At 65.0% G+C, this 14,251-nt stretch carries 15 protein-coding genes; 2 read left to right on the top strand and 13 right to left on the bottom strand.

The genetic code is table 11. The annotated features are described in order from the left end of the window. Positions 1-30: 30 nt before the first annotated feature. Together NWE53_RS04370 and NWE53_RS04365 are read right to left on the bottom strand one after the other, a co-directional pair. A complete protein-coding gene (locus NWE53_RS04370; RefSeq protein ID WP_265053154.1) occupies positions 31-900 on the bottom strand; it encodes an alpha/beta hydrolase in 870 nt (289 codons plus the stop codon). Positions 901-936: 36 nt separating this feature from the next. Continuing rightward, positions 937-2,637, bottom strand: coding sequence for a thiamine pyrophosphate-binding protein (locus tag NWE53_RS04365; RefSeq protein ID WP_265053153.1), 1,701 nt, complete (start codon positions 2,635-2,637; stop codon positions 937-939). A gap of 169 nt (positions 2,638-2,806) precedes the next feature. Between NWE53_RS04365 and NWE53_RS04360 the strand changes: the two genes are divergently transcribed. Continuing rightward, positions 2,807-3,526 (top strand): FadR/GntR family transcriptional regulator, encoded by a 720-nt coding sequence (locus NWE53_RS04360; protein WP_265053152.1) that lies wholly within the window; start codon positions 2,807-2,809, stop codon positions 3,524-3,526. A gap of 13 nt (positions 3,527-3,539) precedes the next feature. On the opposite strand, the gene NWE53_RS04355 is transcribed toward NWE53_RS04360, so the two are convergent. The 6 genes from NWE53_RS04355 to NWE53_RS04330 form a co-directional block, all read right to left on the bottom strand. Further along, positions 3,540-4,400: an ABC transporter permease gene (locus NWE53_RS04355; protein WP_265053151.1), complete on the bottom strand. Its 861-nt coding sequence runs from the start codon at positions 4,398-4,400 to the stop codon at positions 3,540-3,542. 6 nt (positions 4,401-4,406) lie between these two features. After that, on the bottom strand, positions 4,407-5,351 hold the full coding sequence (locus tag NWE53_RS04350) for an ABC transporter permease (protein ID WP_265053150.1): 945 nt from the start codon (positions 5,349-5,351) through the stop codon (positions 4,407-4,409). A gap of 100 nt (positions 5,352-5,451) precedes the next feature. Further along, the gene (locus NWE53_RS04345; RefSeq protein ID WP_265053149.1) at positions 5,452-7,047 is read right to left on the bottom strand and encodes an ABC transporter substrate-binding protein; all 1,596 of its coding nucleotides are present in this window, start codon (positions 7,045-7,047) and stop codon (positions 5,452-5,454) included. A gap of 91 nt (positions 7,048-7,138) precedes the next feature. Further along, positions 7,139-7,597: a RidA family protein gene (locus tag NWE53_RS04340; RefSeq protein WP_265053148.1), complete on the bottom strand. Its 459-nt coding sequence runs from the start codon at positions 7,595-7,597 to the stop codon at positions 7,139-7,141. Further along, complete coding sequence (locus NWE53_RS04335) at positions 7,590-8,600, bottom strand: NAD-dependent epimerase/dehydratase family protein (protein WP_265053147.1); 1,011 nt, start codon at positions 8,598-8,600, stop codon at positions 7,590-7,592. Before NWE53_RS04335 ends, NWE53_RS04340 begins: the two co-directional genes overlap by 8 nt. Then, positions 8,587-9,720 (bottom strand): mandelate racemase/muconate lactonizing enzyme family protein, encoded by a 1,134-nt coding sequence (locus NWE53_RS04330; protein ID WP_265053146.1) that lies wholly within the window; start codon positions 9,718-9,720, stop codon positions 8,587-8,589. The genes NWE53_RS04335 and NWE53_RS04330 overlap by 14 nt, the downstream gene beginning before the upstream one ends. A 101-nt stretch (positions 9,721-9,821) precedes the next feature. On the opposite strand from NWE53_RS04330, the gene NWE53_RS04325 reads away from it, so the two are divergent. Continuing rightward, a complete protein-coding gene (locus NWE53_RS04325; protein ID WP_265053145.1) occupies positions 9,822-10,256 on the top strand; it encodes a hypothetical protein in 435 nt (144 codons plus the stop codon). Here the strand turns inward: NWE53_RS04325 and NWE53_RS04320 are convergent. The 5 genes from NWE53_RS04320 to NWE53_RS04300 all read right to left on the bottom strand — a co-directional run bounded on the left by NWE53_RS04320 (position 10,250) and on the right by NWE53_RS04300 (position 14,251). After that, positions 10,250-10,981 (bottom strand): amino acid ABC transporter ATP-binding protein, encoded by a 732-nt coding sequence (locus tag NWE53_RS04320; protein ID WP_265053144.1) that lies wholly within the window; start codon positions 10,979-10,981, stop codon positions 10,250-10,252. The two genes, NWE53_RS04325 and NWE53_RS04320, sit on opposite strands and share 7 nt — an antisense overlap. Continuing rightward, positions 10,962-11,615, bottom strand: a complete 654-nt coding sequence (locus NWE53_RS04315) for an amino acid ABC transporter permease (RefSeq protein ID WP_265053143.1) — start codon at positions 11,613-11,615, stop codon at positions 10,962-10,964. Before NWE53_RS04315 ends, NWE53_RS04320 begins: the two co-directional genes overlap by 20 nt. Continuing rightward, complete coding sequence (locus NWE53_RS04310) at positions 11,615-12,274, bottom strand: amino acid ABC transporter permease (RefSeq protein ID WP_265053142.1); 660 nt, start codon at positions 12,272-12,274, stop codon at positions 11,615-11,617. The genes NWE53_RS04315 and NWE53_RS04310 overlap by 1 nt, the downstream gene beginning before the upstream one ends. 108 nt (positions 12,275-12,382) lie before the next feature. After that, on the bottom strand, positions 12,383-13,186 hold the full coding sequence (locus NWE53_RS04305) for a transporter substrate-binding domain-containing protein (RefSeq protein WP_265053141.1): 804 nt from the start codon (positions 13,184-13,186) through the stop codon (positions 12,383-12,385). Positions 13,187-13,264: 78 nt separating this feature from the next. Next, positions 13,265-14,251, bottom strand: coding sequence for a 2-hydroxyacid dehydrogenase (locus tag NWE53_RS04300; protein WP_265053140.1), 987 nt, complete (start codon positions 14,249-14,251; stop codon positions 13,265-13,267).

Raw genomic sequence — 14,251 nt, 5'->3', positions numbered from 1 at the left:
CCGTGTTGCGCGCGACGAGCCTCCGAGAGATCAGCGGGACTGTCCGATGACCGCTTCGAGGATCGGGCTTCCCGGTTCACGGAACTCGTTCAGGATGTCGAAATGGCCCCAGCGCGGCAGCGTGTGGACTTCCGGATTCATGCCGCTGCGGTGGAGATGATGCGAGTAGCGGTAGCTTTGATCGATCCAATGCCATGGCTCGAGGCCGCCCACGAAGACGGTGACCGGACATCTGACACGCACGTCCCGCCGCTCGACATCGCGGCGTTTTGCGATCTCTTCCGTCAGGCGCACATCCGCATTGACGCTGGTCGGCATGACCGGTCGCGGATCGTAGATCCCGCTGATGAGCACCGCGCCGCTGACGAAGGCCGGATCGACGCCCTCTGCCGCCCAGTCATGCGCGAGGCATTCTGCGACGAGATGGGCGCCTGCCGAATGCCCGGACAGGCTGATGCGCCCGGGATCGCCACCGAAACGGCGTGCTTCGCGTCTCACCCAGGCCAGAGCCGCAATCGCGGATTCCGCCACGCCGTCAAGCGTCGAAGCCGGGCAGAGCTCGTAATTCGCGATCACGGTGGTGATCCCGGCCGCTACCAGCGGAGCGGCGACGAAGGCGAAGTTCTCCTTGTCCTGCGCACGCCAATAGCCGCCATGATAGAAGATATGGACCGGGCTCGGCTCGGTTTTCCGCGGCGCTGGATAGATGTCGACCTTGCGCAGAGCATGCTCGCCATAGGACAGGTCTGCATGGCGTTCCAGCCGCGCCAAGGCTTCGGCATTGATCGGCGCCCGGTCTGCCTGGGCGTCCTTGAAATTCGGGAACGCTGCCTGCGGATTGTATTGGAGCTCGTGCTCTTCCGCGCTGAGCGCGGACCAGAAGAACTGATCGGAAGACATCTTCATCCTCTGCCGGTCGATGGCACTGCAATTCCTTCAAGCGGTCCGGGCCAGACGCTCCAGCGAGCTGCTGCGCAGCTTCGAAAGCGTCGAGCGGACGGAGAGCGCCTCCGGATCGGTCACCAGCTCGATGAGTGCCCCGGTGCCTGCGCTGCGTGCGCGCTGCAGCGCCGCGTCGAAATCGCCCGTCGCTTCCACGCGCTCCGCATGCAGGCCATAGGCCTGCGCCAGCGTGACGAAATCGGGGTTCGTCAACGCCGTGCCGCTTTCGCGTGCCGGATAATGGCGCTCCTGGTGCATGCGGATGGTCCCGTACATGCCGTTGTTGACGACGATGAACACGATCTTCAGCCCATATTGCGCCGCCGTCGCCAGCTCCTGCCCGTTCATCATGAAGCAGCCATCACCGGCGATCGACACCACCTCGCGCTCCGGAAAGGCGAGCTTCGCCGCCACCGCGGCCGGCACACCATAGCCCATGGCGCCCGAGCTCGGGGCGAGTTGCGTGCGGTAGGTGGAGAAGGGCCAGTGGCGATGCAGCCAGCCGGTGTAATTGCCGGCTCCCGAACAGATGATGGTGTCGTCGGGGAACGCCTCGCGAAGCTGCACGATCACCTCGCCCAGATTCACCTGGCCGGGCTGCGCTGTGGGGACCAGGCTCGCCTCGTAGTCGGCGCGGCACGCGCGCGCCCATTCGGCCCATGCCGGCGCCGCGATGGGCGCCTGCGCCGCAAGCGCCGCGATCGTCGTGCTGGCCGCGGCATTGATCGGCAGATCGGCCTGGTACACCCGGCCGAGTTCATCCGGATCGGGATGCACGTGAACCAACGTCTTCCCGGCTGGTCGCGGCGGGGCCAGGAGCGTGTAGCCCGCCGTCGTCATTTCCCCCAGCCGCGGACCGAGGACGAGCAGAAGATCGGCCTCGGCAAGGCGCCTGACGAGACTGGGCTCAGCCCCGATCCCGAAATGGCCGACGAAGCAGGTGTCAGCGTTCGGCAGATAATCCTGGCAACGCAGCGAAACCGCGACCGGCACGTGGTTGCGGCCGGCGAAGGCGACGAGGTCGCGCCCGGCCTGCGTGGTCCAGCCGCCGCCGCCCGCGATCACCATCGGCCGTTGGGCTTTCGCCAGCATCGCCATGGCATCGGCGACCTGATCCGAGCGGGGCGCGGCCGGCAGCGGGTCGGCCCGCCGCCCCAGGTCGATTTCACCTTCGACGACCGCGCTGAGCATGTCTTCCGGCAGCGACAGAACGACGGGTCCGGGCCGTCCGGCCATCGCCGTCTGGAAGGCACGATGCAGATATTCGGGGATTCGCGCGGGGTCGTCGATTTGCGCCGCCCACTTCGCCAACGGCGCGAACATCGCTCGGAAGTCGACTTCCTGGAAGCCCTCGCGGTCGGCGAAATCGCGCCCGACCTGGCCGATGAACAGGATCATCGGCGTCGAGTCCTGGAAAGCGGTGTGGACGCCGATCGATGCGTTCGTCGCGCCAGGCCCGCGTGTCACGAAGCAGATGCCGGGACGACCGGTCAGCTTGCCGTGAGCATCCGCCATGTTGGCCGCCCCGCCCTCCTGGCGGCAGACGATCAGCTCGATCTCGTCGCGCTTGTCGTGCAAGGCATCCAGCACGGCGATGTAGCTCTCGCCCGGCACGCAGAAGACCCGGTCCACCGCCTGCAGGGCGAGGCAATCCACCAGCAGCTGCGCGCCCGTCCGTGCCATTCGCTCGCCCATAACAACGCTTCCCTGCATGAAACCAGTTCAATCTCTAAACCAATATCGCCCAATTACAACCAATGGCTATCGATTTTTCCGCACCGCCTCGGCCGATCGCGCCTTTTGAACATCTGGCGAGAATGAGGTATCGGTATTCGAGAATTGGCGGGACCAAACCAGACCAAACATGATCGAGCACCTGGCAAGACAACCGGACGAGCCCAGCGCGCGGCTGAAATCCGATTCGGACAGTCATGCCATCTACCAGAGCCTGCGCAGCTCGATCGTCGAGGGACAGTTGCGGACCGGCGCGCGCCTGCCGACCGAAAGGGCGCTCGCTTCGCGCTTCGGCGCCGCCCGCAACACCGTGCGCAAGACGATGAACCAGCTCGCCGACGAAGGGCTGATCATCCGCCATGTCGGGCGGGGCACTTTCGTGGCCCGAAGCCAGTCGAAGACCAGCGCGGAAGCGACCGCCGAACCCGATTTCAGCCTGGGCGAACTGCTGGAGGCCCGCCTGATGTTCGAGCCGACGCTGGCCGAACTGGTCGCGGAACGGGCGACCGAGCAGGATCTCGCGGCGCTGTCGACCTATCTCGAAGCACTTCGCAATGCCGCGAGCTGGAGCGAGTTCAAGGAAGCCAAATACGCCTTGCACCTCGCCATCGTCCGCGCTTCGCGAAACGGCTTCCTCGTCTCGGTGTTCGAGCGGATCATCGCGTCGCGGCGCAAGGCAGGTTGGGGTCGACCGGGTGGTCATCCGCTTCCGATCAGCGCCGTGCGCGCGGCCGCCGCACGCGACAATGCCGCGATCATCGACGCCTTGAAGGCCCGGGACGCGAGCAAGGCGCGCGACCTCATCAGCAGCTATCTCCTGCGCACGCTGATGTCGGTCAGCGAGAGCTGACGCCCCGGCTGGTTCAGCGCCGGTCCATCCGGCGCTGCAGGGCCCGGCCCACCAGCATCAGCGCGAGCGCCGTGATCAGAATGGCGAGGCCCGGAAAGGCCGACATCCACGGCGCCAACAGGATGTAGTCCTTGCCCTGCTGCAGGATCGCGCCCCAGTCGGGCGTCGGCGGCTGAACGCCGAGACCCAGAAATCCGAGTGCGGACTGGATCTGCAGCATGAGCGGAAACAGCACCATGCACTGGACGAGGATGACGGGCAGGACATTTCGCGCGACGTGCCGCATGAGAATCAGGCGCGGCGACAGGCCAAGGCTGCGGGCTGCCTCGACATAGGTCATGCCGGCTTCTGCCATGGCTCCCGATCTGGCGATGCGGAAGAAGAGCGGCACGTAGACGACCGTGAGGGCGAAGACGAGGTTGATGGTCTTCGGGCCGAGGATGCCGGTGACCATCACGCCGAAGATGATCGGCGGAAAGCTCAGGATGACGTCGACGAGCCGGCCGAGCACCATATCGATGCGCCCGCCGAGGAAACCCGAGATCATGCCGAGCGCCCCCCCGATCAAGGCCGCGGCAGCCAGGGCCGAGGCGCAGATGGAGAGGGTCATGCGCGTGCCATGCACGACGCGGGCGAGCACGTCGCGGCCGACATCGTCCGTCCCGAACGGATGCGCCGACGAGGGAGCTTCCATCGCCCTGTCGACATTGACCGCCAGCGGCGAATGGCTGGTGAACAGGCTCGGAAACAGCACGACCAGCAGCACGAAGGCGAGCAGAACCACGCCGAGAGCCAGGTCCGGCTCGAGGCGCGCGCGCAGAACGAGGCGCGACAAGCGGGCGCGGAAGGAAGGAAAGGTTGGTGAGGTGCTCATGTCGGACTAACCCAGCCGGACGCGTGGATCGATGATCCGGTAGGAGAGATCGACAAGCAGATTGACCAGCATGGCCACCACGACCACGACCAGCAGCCCGGCCTGCAGCACGGGATAGTCCCGCGTCTCGATCGACGACAGCAACAACCTGCCGAGTCCCGGCAGCGCGAACAGGCTCTCGATGATGACGGCACCCCCCAGAATCTGGATGAGGATCAGGCCCATGAACGTCACCAGCGGAATCGCGATGTTGCGCAGCAGATGGGTGAAGAAGATGGTCCGCGTGGGGACGCCCTTGGCGGTCGCGGTCCGCACATAGTCCTGCCCGAGGGCGGAGACGATGCTCTGCCGCACGAACTGGCTGTAGGCGGCAGCCTGCAGCAAAGCGAGGCTCAGCACCGGGAGGGCGATCATCGAAAGGTTTTCGCCCAAAGCTTCGGTCGGTGGCACATACATCAGCGGGGGCGACCAATCGAAGCCGGCCGACATGCCGACCAGCAGCATGAGACCGATCCAGAACACCGGCGCGGCCAGGCCGAGCAGATTGAAGGCCTGGACCGCGCGGTCGAGCGCGCGGCCTTCGTAGATGGCGGAGAGAATGCCGAGCGGGACGCCGATCAGCGTCGCCAGAATGAGGGTGGCGAAGGCCAGCTGAACGGTTACCGCGAGCGCCGAGCCGATCATGCCGAGGACGGGCTGCCCGCGCGTCCAGCTGGTGCCGAAATCGCCGGTGAGGACATGCCCGAGCCAGCCGAGATATTGCCGCCAGACCGGTTGATCGAGGCCGAAGAACTCGCGCAGTGCCTTGGTCGCGATCGGATCGCTGGTTTGGCCGAGCATCTGGCCGACCACGTCACCGGGCACCGACCGCACCAGCAGGAACACCACCATCGACGCCAGCAGCGCCGTGACGGCAGAGGCTGCCAGTCGTTTTGCGAGATAAGCGCCCATCGGACTCCGCGGATTTCAAGACAGGAAGAATGGCCGGCGCGAAGTTGGAGATCGCGCCGGCGCTGCAGGCGACGCCATGCGGCGCCGGATGCGGGCGGGATCAGCCGACCCAGGCGCGCGCCAGGCCGTAATACCAGCCGGTGGGATGCTGATCGTAGTTGTGCACCCTTTCGCCCCTGACGACGACATGGTCGGCCGAAAACAGCATGATCGTCGGCACGCTTTCGGCCATCACCTGCTGATAGCGTGTATAGATCTCACGGCGCTTTGCCGGATCGCTCTCGGCACGCCCCTCGTCGAGCAGCTTGCTGGCTTCGTCATTCTTCCAGTTGCGGAAATCGGCGCCTTTCGGCGCCTTGTGGAAGTGCCGGTAGAACAGCAGGTTCGGGTCCGGAACCGTCGCCCAGTCGTTGAAGGTGAAGCCCATCTGCTTCGACTGGAAATTCTTGACCCAGACGCCCAGCTCGACGCGCTGGATCGAGAGTCTGATGCCGATCTTGGCGAGCTGCTCACGCAGGATCACACTGGCGGCGTCCATCCAGTCGTAGCCGATGATCGAGGTCAGGGTGAGATCGAACCCGTCGGGATGGCCGGCCTCGGCCAGCAGCTTCTTGGCGGCGGCGATGTCGAGCTTTTGGTTTGGCAGCTTGTCGAGCGGCGCGCCCCAGCTCTCCTGCATGCCGGCGACCATGGTGCCGATCACGTTGCCGAGCCCGCCGATCGAAGCGCGCATGATCTCGTCCTTGTCCACCGCCAAGGCGATGGCGCGGCGAACGCGTTCATCGTCGAGCGGCTTGAGCTCGGCACCGAGATCGATGGCCTTCTGGTTGAAGGACGGCTTCCGCTCGACAACGAGCCCGGCCACACCTTCGACCTGCTTGACGTCCTGCGGGCGGCTCAGCGTCGCGATGTCGATGCGCTTGTTGCGCAGGCCGACGAGCAGGCTCGCAGCATTCGGAACGAAGATGAAGTTGATCCGGTCGAGATAAGGAACGCCCGGCTCCCAGTAATCCGGGTTGCGGACCAGGGTGGCATTGCTGTTGGGCTTGAACTCGGCCAGCTTGAACGGCCCGGTGCCGACGCTCGTCTGGTTCAGCTTGGTTTTCGCATCGGCCGCATCGAAATAACCGGCCGGGACGACGCCGCCGTATTTGTTGCCGAGCGTCATCGGCAGTGCCGCGTTGGGCGCCGAGATCGTGATCTTGACCGTCGCGTCATCGACGGCGTCGATCGCCGTGATCATGGCGAAATCGCCGGCCCCGGGCGAGCCGTTCTTCGGGTCCCGAATATAGTTGTAACTGTAGGCGACGTCCTTCGCGGTCATCGTCTGGCCGCCATGGAACTTCACGCCCTTGCGCAGGCGCACGGTATAGACCAGCCGGTCGGCAGACAGGTCGAAACCTTCGGCGAGCAGCGGCATGGCGGTGCCGTCGGGGCTTTCGTAGAACAGCCCCTGATAGATCAACACCGTCAGCCGGATGCGCGCATCGGCCGCCTGATGAAAAGGGTCGAGTCCCGGAGGCTCGACGAGCAGACCCATGTTGAGGGTTCCACCCGTCTTCGCGCCCGTGGGCTTCGGCCCGTAGAGTTCGGCCGCGGCGGCCGAACCGGCGAAGGTCGCCGTGGCAATAAATCCTCCGAGGGCCAGCAGCAGGCTGCGGCGGTCGACGCCGCCAAAGAGATCCGAATCCGACATTGTTGTTTTCCCCTCACCGGGCTCCGGTTCGGATCTGCTGAGATCCTGGGATGGCCGGGCGCCCGTTGGCCGGTACCCCATGTCGAGAAGCTCAGTCGCGATAGGCCACTACCAGCTCGATCTCGACGGCCGCATCGCGCGGCAGTTCGGCAACCCCGACGGCAGAGCGCGCGTGGCGGCCGGCCTCGCCCAGGATTTCGCCGAGCAGGTCGGAGGCGGCGTCGAGAACCTTCGGCTGGTCGTTGAAGCCGGGAGCCGACGCGACGAAGCCCGTCACCTTCAGGACGCGTTCGATCCGATCGAGGCTGCCCAACGCCTGCTTCAAGCAGGCCAGTCCCTGCAGGATACAGATACGCGCCTCGGCGCGAGCGGCTTCAAGCGAGACCCCGGCGCCGGCCTTGCCTCTGACCTTGACCTCGCCGTCAACCTTGGGAAGCTGACCCGCGACATAGGCGACGCCCCGGTGCAGCGTCACCGGTACGTAGTTGAACGAAGGCGAGGCAGCCTCCGGCAGCTCGATACCGAGCTCGGCAAGACGCTGGTCAATCATGGGCTTGTCCCGGAATTGGCGCGAGAAGATCTTCGACGAGGCCGTCAAGGTCGTAGCGCGGTCCGAAGCCGGTCTCGGACACGAACCGACTGCCGTCGCTCAGCGGCAACAGCAGTGCCGGCTCGATGCGCTCGAACCCGATCTCGACCCCCGGTCGCCTCGCCCGGACGGCCTCGATGATGTCGAGGATGCTCGCCTCGAACCCCTTGATGTTATAGGCCGGCCGGACCGGCCCGCTATGGCGCAGCGCCGTCAGCATCGCCGCCGCCGCGTCGACGACATGCATCAGGTCGACGGGGTGGTCGTGAAACGTCACATGCGCCGGGCGCCCTTCGCGTGCCGCCGCAAAGACCTCGGAGATCGAACTCGCGGCGCCTTGATACCAGAGCCCGGGGCCGAGGATCAGCGGCAGGCGCATGCTGACGATCTCGACGCCGTGCCGGCGCATCAGGAACTCGGAAAGCACCTCCGCCATCTGCTTCGTCACGCCGTAGACGGTGGTCGGAGCCGAGACATCGTCTTCGTTGACATGCGTGGTCGCATAGGCAGATGCGGGGCCATACACCACGGCGGAACCGGTCCAGACGATGCGGTTCACGCCAGCGTGGCACGCGGCCTCGACGAGCCGGCCGTGACCGGCGACATTGATCTCGAATGCGGCATCGGCCTCGGCTTCCCCGGCGCGCATCAGTCCCTGCTTGCCGACGCTATGCGCCACGCAGGATACCACCTGCGTCGGCTTGAACCGGGCAAAGGCCGCGTCGAGAGCCTCGCGATCGCCGATGGAGCCCTCGAACACCTGATAGCGGCCCGCGACATCGGCAAGCCGATCCTCGGCCATGGCTGGCCCGAACAGAACCGGGGCATACCCAGCACGGATCAGGGCGCGGACGACATGAGACCCGACAAAGCCCAGTCCGCCAGCGACAAGCACGGTGCCGGCGCTGCCAGGCCTCGACGCCAGCTCAGTGGACTCGGGTTCGACTGCATCAACGAAGGACATGGCGATCCACCGCATTCCAGTCGATCTCGATACCGAGGCCGGGCGCGTCGGGCACGGCGATGACGCCATCGACCTGCTTGAGCGGATCGACCAGGATTGAATCCCGCAACGGGTTGTCGCCCAGATCATATTCGACCAGCGTCGGCCGCGGGACATTGCCTCCATGGGGATAGACCGGCAGCGACGCGACGAAATGCACCGCCGCCGCCAAACCGACCCCCGTGCCCCAGACATGGGGCGACAGGCGCAAATGCTCCATCATCGCGAGCTGGGCGATCTGACGGCCCTGCCAGAAACCACCGCAGAGCGAGAGATCCGGCTGCACGACATCGACAGCACGCCGATCGATCAGGCGTTTGAAGTCGAAGGCGGTGTAGAGGGCCTCGCCCGTGGCGATCGGGACCGGACTCCAGCGATGGAGCGCCTCATAGCCGGCGAAATCCTGAGGCGCGAGCGGCTCTTCGACCCAGCCTATGCCGTGGGGAACGAGCCGGCCGATGCTCTCGCGCGCGAGATCGAGGGTGTAGTTGGAGTTGATGTCGACCAGTATCTCGACATCGGGGCCGAGAATCTGGCGCGCCGCAGCGACACGCTGCTCGTCGCTGGCCGGCGACACGCCGATCTTGATCTTGATCGAGCGATGGCCCGCCTTCGCCATCGCTTCGATCTGCGGCTCGAAATCGCGCTCGCTATTCTCCGTCAGGTAACCGCCAGACGCATAGATCGGCACCTGGGAAGCCTGTTTGCCGCCGATCAAGCGGTGAACCGGCAGGCCCAGCGCCTTGCCCGCCGCATCCTTGGCGGCCATGTCGATGCCGGAAATGCTCCAGGTCATGGGCCCCTGGACGCCGAAATGGTAATGGCGAGCCAGCATCTGCGAGAAGACATGCTCGATGTCGAGCACGTGACTCCCGAGCAGGTAGCCCTTGACCAGCGGCAGCATGGCGAGATTTACCGTGGGCATGCCCCAGCATTCGCCGACGCCTTCTGTTCCGTCCGACAGGCGCAGGCGGACCAGGGTCGTGGCCCGGGCGCTCGCGAGCGACTTCGCCATTCCATAGCTGCGACCGGGGGGAAGTTGCGCCTGCAAGGGGATGAACGCGATGTCTTCGATGATCATGGCCCGTCGCATTCCTTGTCCAGCCAATGCGGATCAATTTCAGCCAATGTTGAACCAATTTGAGGGCGAGCGCAATATCGTCGAGACGTGGCCGTCGCTACATGCTGTGCGGCGCCCATCTGCGGCTTGTAGCTGCGCATCTCGACCGGCCGAAGCGCGAGCACCGCTTCGCCGGACCATTCAACATCGACAAGAATTCGATCGGCGAAGAGCCCGGGGAACGCGCCCGTCTGAATAAGCAGGCAGGCCAGGATGTTGCGCGCATCAGGGCTTTTCAGGCCATCGACACATGTCTGGCTTGCGCAAGCCAGATCGAAGCAATGCGCCGCGGCTCAACGCGAACTGCCAACCGGGGCGTTGCGCCCGATCAGGTGGCAAGCGCAGTGGCGCCAACAGCCGCCATCGAGCCGTCGTCCGAAAGCGGACGCTCGAAGCTCACCTATGGAATATCCACCTTCGCATTGCGGAAGCAGAATCGTTTGTGCTCCGCCAGGGTCCGAGCCAAATCATCGACGCGGAGCGAAGACGCTCAATGAGCGCCAGCCCTGACGAAGTTCGCCAGCTCAGCGGTCTGGGGGGTTGCGAACAGCGCCTTCGACGCCCCCTGCTCCCAGATTTTCCCCTGATGCATGAACACCGTGGTGTCGGCCACGGTCCGGGCGAAGTTCATCTCGTGGGTGACGAGCAGCATGGTCATGCCACCCTTGGCGAGCTTCTCCATGACGATCAGCACCTCGCCGGTCAGCTCCGGGTCGAGCGCCGAGGTGACCTCGTCGAAGAGCATCACCTTCGGCTTCATCGCCAGCGAGCGGGCGATGGCGACACGCTGCTGCTGGCCGCCGGAGAGGTTGTCGGGGTAGCTGTCGAACTTCTCGGAGAGTCCGACCTGCGCGAGCACGTCCTTGGCCAGTGCGAGCGCCGCCGCCTGGGAGACGTTCTTGGTGATGCGCGGCGAGAGCATGATGTTCTGGCCGACCGTCAGGTGCGGGAACAGGTTGTAGCTCTGGAAGACGATGCCGACATCCTTGCGCAATTCGCGCAGCTTGGTCGGGTCCTGCGTTGTCGTGTGGCCGGCGACCTCGATCTTGCCGGCATGGAAGGTCTCGAGCCCGTTGATGCAGCGCAGCAGCGTCGATTTGCCCGAGCCGGAGCGGCCGATGATGGCGACGACCTGCCCTGTCTCGACGCTGAGCGAGACGCCTTTCAGCACCTCCAGCGAGCCAAAGCGCTTGTGGACGTCTTCAATGAGAACGGCTGGCATTCATCACCTTTTCGAGATGGCGGCTGAGCCGGGACAGCGGGAAACAGATCGCGAAATAGATCGCGCCCACCAGGGTGAATATCTGGAAGGCCTGATAGGTCGCGTTGTTGACCAGCATGCCGGCACGCATGAGGTCGACGAAGCCGACGACCTGGACGATCGAGGTGTTCTTCACGAGCTGGACGAGGAAGCCGACCGTCGGCGGCAGCGAGATCCGGATCGCCTGCGGCAGGATGATGTAGCGGTACTGCTGCGGCGTGGTCAGCGCCAGCGAGGCGGAGGCCTCCCATTGCTGACGCGGCACGGATTCGATCGAGCCGCGCCAGATCTCGGCGAGATAGGCCGAGACGTAGATCGACAGCGAGGCCGAGGCCGCGAAGAAAGGCGGCAATTCGATGCCAACAGCCGAAAGCCCGTAATAGCTCATGAACAGCACCATGAGGACGGGGATCGACTGGACGACCAGGATGTAGCCGGCCGCGAACTGGCGCAGCAGCTTGACCCGGGACAGGCGCATGATCGCGAAGGCGCCGCCGAGGATGCTGCCGATGAAGAAGGCTATTGCCGTGAGCGCCAGCGTCCAGCCGGCGGAACGCAGGATGAAATAGGCCTCTGGCCAACCGAAGGTCTGCATCAGGCGGCCTCCCCATGCGCTTCGGTGATGCGCGCGAGGCCCGAGACCTGCGGAAAGAGCTTCCGGCCGAGCCAGTTCAGGAACAGCTTCAGCGAGAGCGCCAGCACCAGATAGATCACGGTGACGACGATGTAGGTCTCGAAACTGCGGAAGGTATCCTGCTCGATGATCGCGGCCGTGCCGGAGAGCTCCTGCACCGAGACGAAGGAGCAGATGCTGGACGCCAGCATCATCAGCACGAACTGGCTCGACAGCGCCGGCCAGACACGCGCGAAAGCCGGCTGCAGGATCACATATTGCAGGACCTGGCGCTTGGTCATCGCCAGCGCCATGCCGGCCTCGATCTGCGACTTGTGGATGGAGTCGACGCCCGCGCGAATGATCTCGGTCGCGTAGGCGGCAAGGTTGAGCGTCATCGCCAGGATCGAGGCCTCGAGACCGTTCATGCGGATGCCGATCTGAGGCAATCCGAAGAAGATCATGAAGAGCTGGACCAGGAAGGGCGTATTGCGCATCAGCTCGACATAGGCATCGACGAGGTAGCCGGCCCAACTGCCCGCGAGGCTGCGAAGCGCGGTCATGAGCGTGGCAAGTACGAGGCCGAGGCCGATCGCGATGAAGGACAGCGCGATCGTCAGCATGACCCCGTTCAGGATCATCGGCCATCTGGAAAAGACGTCTTGGAAGAGCAACGGCGCGCTCCTTCGGCCCTGGAGGTCGAGAGGGATCGCCGGCGCGCTGGAACGCGCGCCGGCTCGAGCGTAGGATCAGAAGGTCGGCAGCGGGGGCAGCGGGCTGCCGACCCATTTCTGGGCGATCGCATCAAGTTCGCCGTTCTGCTTCACGTAGTAGATGAAGTTGTTGAGCCACTGGCGCAGCTCATAGGCGTCCTTGCGCATCGTCATCGAGTTGGGCTGCATGCCGAAGACGAATTTGAGTTCGGTCTCAGTCTCGCCGCGCGCCTTCATGGCCGCGTTGGCCTGGGCGTCGGGGCCGGCGATGGCCTCGACCTGGCCGGAGAAGAGCGCCTGCATCGTGGTCGCATCGTCCTCGAAGCGCAGGATGGTGAGGTTCAGTTCCTTCTCGCGGCTGGTGAACTCGCGCTCGACGCTGGAGCCGCGGTTGACGCCGACCTTCTTGCCCTTCAGGTCGTCCCAGGTTTTGATGGCGACGTTCTTCTTGGCGTAGATGCCGGTCTGGAAGGCGCTATAGGGAATCGAGAACATCACCGCCTTGGCACGCTCGGGCGTCGGGGCGAGCGTCGCAACGAGGAAGTCGACCTTGTTGGCCTCCAGCGCCGGGATACGGGCCGGCGGGGTGAGCTGCACCATCTCGACCTTGACGCCGAGATATTTGCCGATCAGCGCGATGACGTCGGCATCGTAGCCGATCGCATTGCCCTGCGAGTCGACCGAGCCATAGGGCGGCGCACCGATCAGCACGCCGATCTTGACGGAGCCACGCTTGATGATGTCGGTGACCGTCTGGGCCGAGGCCTGACTTGCCGCCAGCATGCCGGCGCCCAGCGCCAGCAAAGTGCCGGCAACCCTGAAATGCTTGAAGAGACCCATGGTGCGCTTCCCTGCTTTTTGCGGATTGTCCGCGGTTGGCCCAGCCGGCTTCTTGGCGTCCGGCTCGGAAATCGGAGATCAGGCGACAGCTTTGCCCTCGCGCACGAGGTTGGTCAGAGGCTCGCCGGCGAAACAGCGCCGGATGTTGTCGGCGATGGTCTGCTGGCGGCGGCGGATCGTGCCGCTCGTCCAGCCCGACATATGCGGCGTCATCACGATGTTCGGCAGTTCATGAAAAGGCAACGAGCCCGGCAGGGGATTCGCGTCTTCGGAAGAGGGATATCGGTACCAGGTGTCGATCACGGCACCGGCGATGCGCTCCTGCTTTAGCGCCTCGTACAGCGCAGCCTCGTCGAGCAACGGGCCACGCCCAACGTTGAAGACGACCGCATTGCGGCGCATCGCGGCGAAAGCGTCAGCGCCGACGATCCCTCGGGTTTCCGGGGTGAGCGGGAGCGAAACAACGATCGCGTCGGCCGAACCCCAGAACGCGTCGAGCCGGTCGAGCGTGAAAGAGCGGTCGACGATCTCGGAGGTCGCGACCGGGCTGCGATTGGCGACGTTGACCTGCATCTCGAAGGCCTTGGCACGCCGTGCGATCGCCTTGCCGATATGCCCGAAGCCGAGCAGGCCGATGGTCTTGCCGGCGATCTCGCCATGGACCCGGTCGGGCGCGCCCGCCCAATAAGCCCAGTCGCCGCGGCGCAGACGCTGATCGGCGTCGGCGAGCGGAATGTGCCGCGCCAGCAAGGCGCTCATCACATATTCCGCGATCGCCTGCTCGTGGCCGAAGCAGTTGCAGAGGCTCGTCTCGGACGGGAGCTTGTCGAGCTGGACCGCGTCATAGCCCGCCCCCGGCACATGGAACAGGCGCAGATTCGTCAGGGCGGGCAAGGTGGCATCGAACTTCACGCCGACGACGACATCCGCATCGGCATAAGCACGGCGATCGGCTTCGGCCTCGAGTTGGTCCGGGAGGACACGGATATCGGCGTCCGATCCCACCAGCCCGGCGAAGCCTTCGCTGAAGGAAGCGGCATTCTCACCATGAAAGACGATGCGCAT

Origin of the sequence: Bosea sp. NBC_00550, assembly GCF_026020075.1 — a bacterium.
In the GTDB taxonomy this organism is placed as follows: Bacteria; Pseudomonadota; Alphaproteobacteria; order Rhizobiales; family Beijerinckiaceae; genus Allobosea.
Note: the sequence above shows the minus strand (reverse complement) of the source record. Positions and strands in the feature narration are given on the sequence as shown.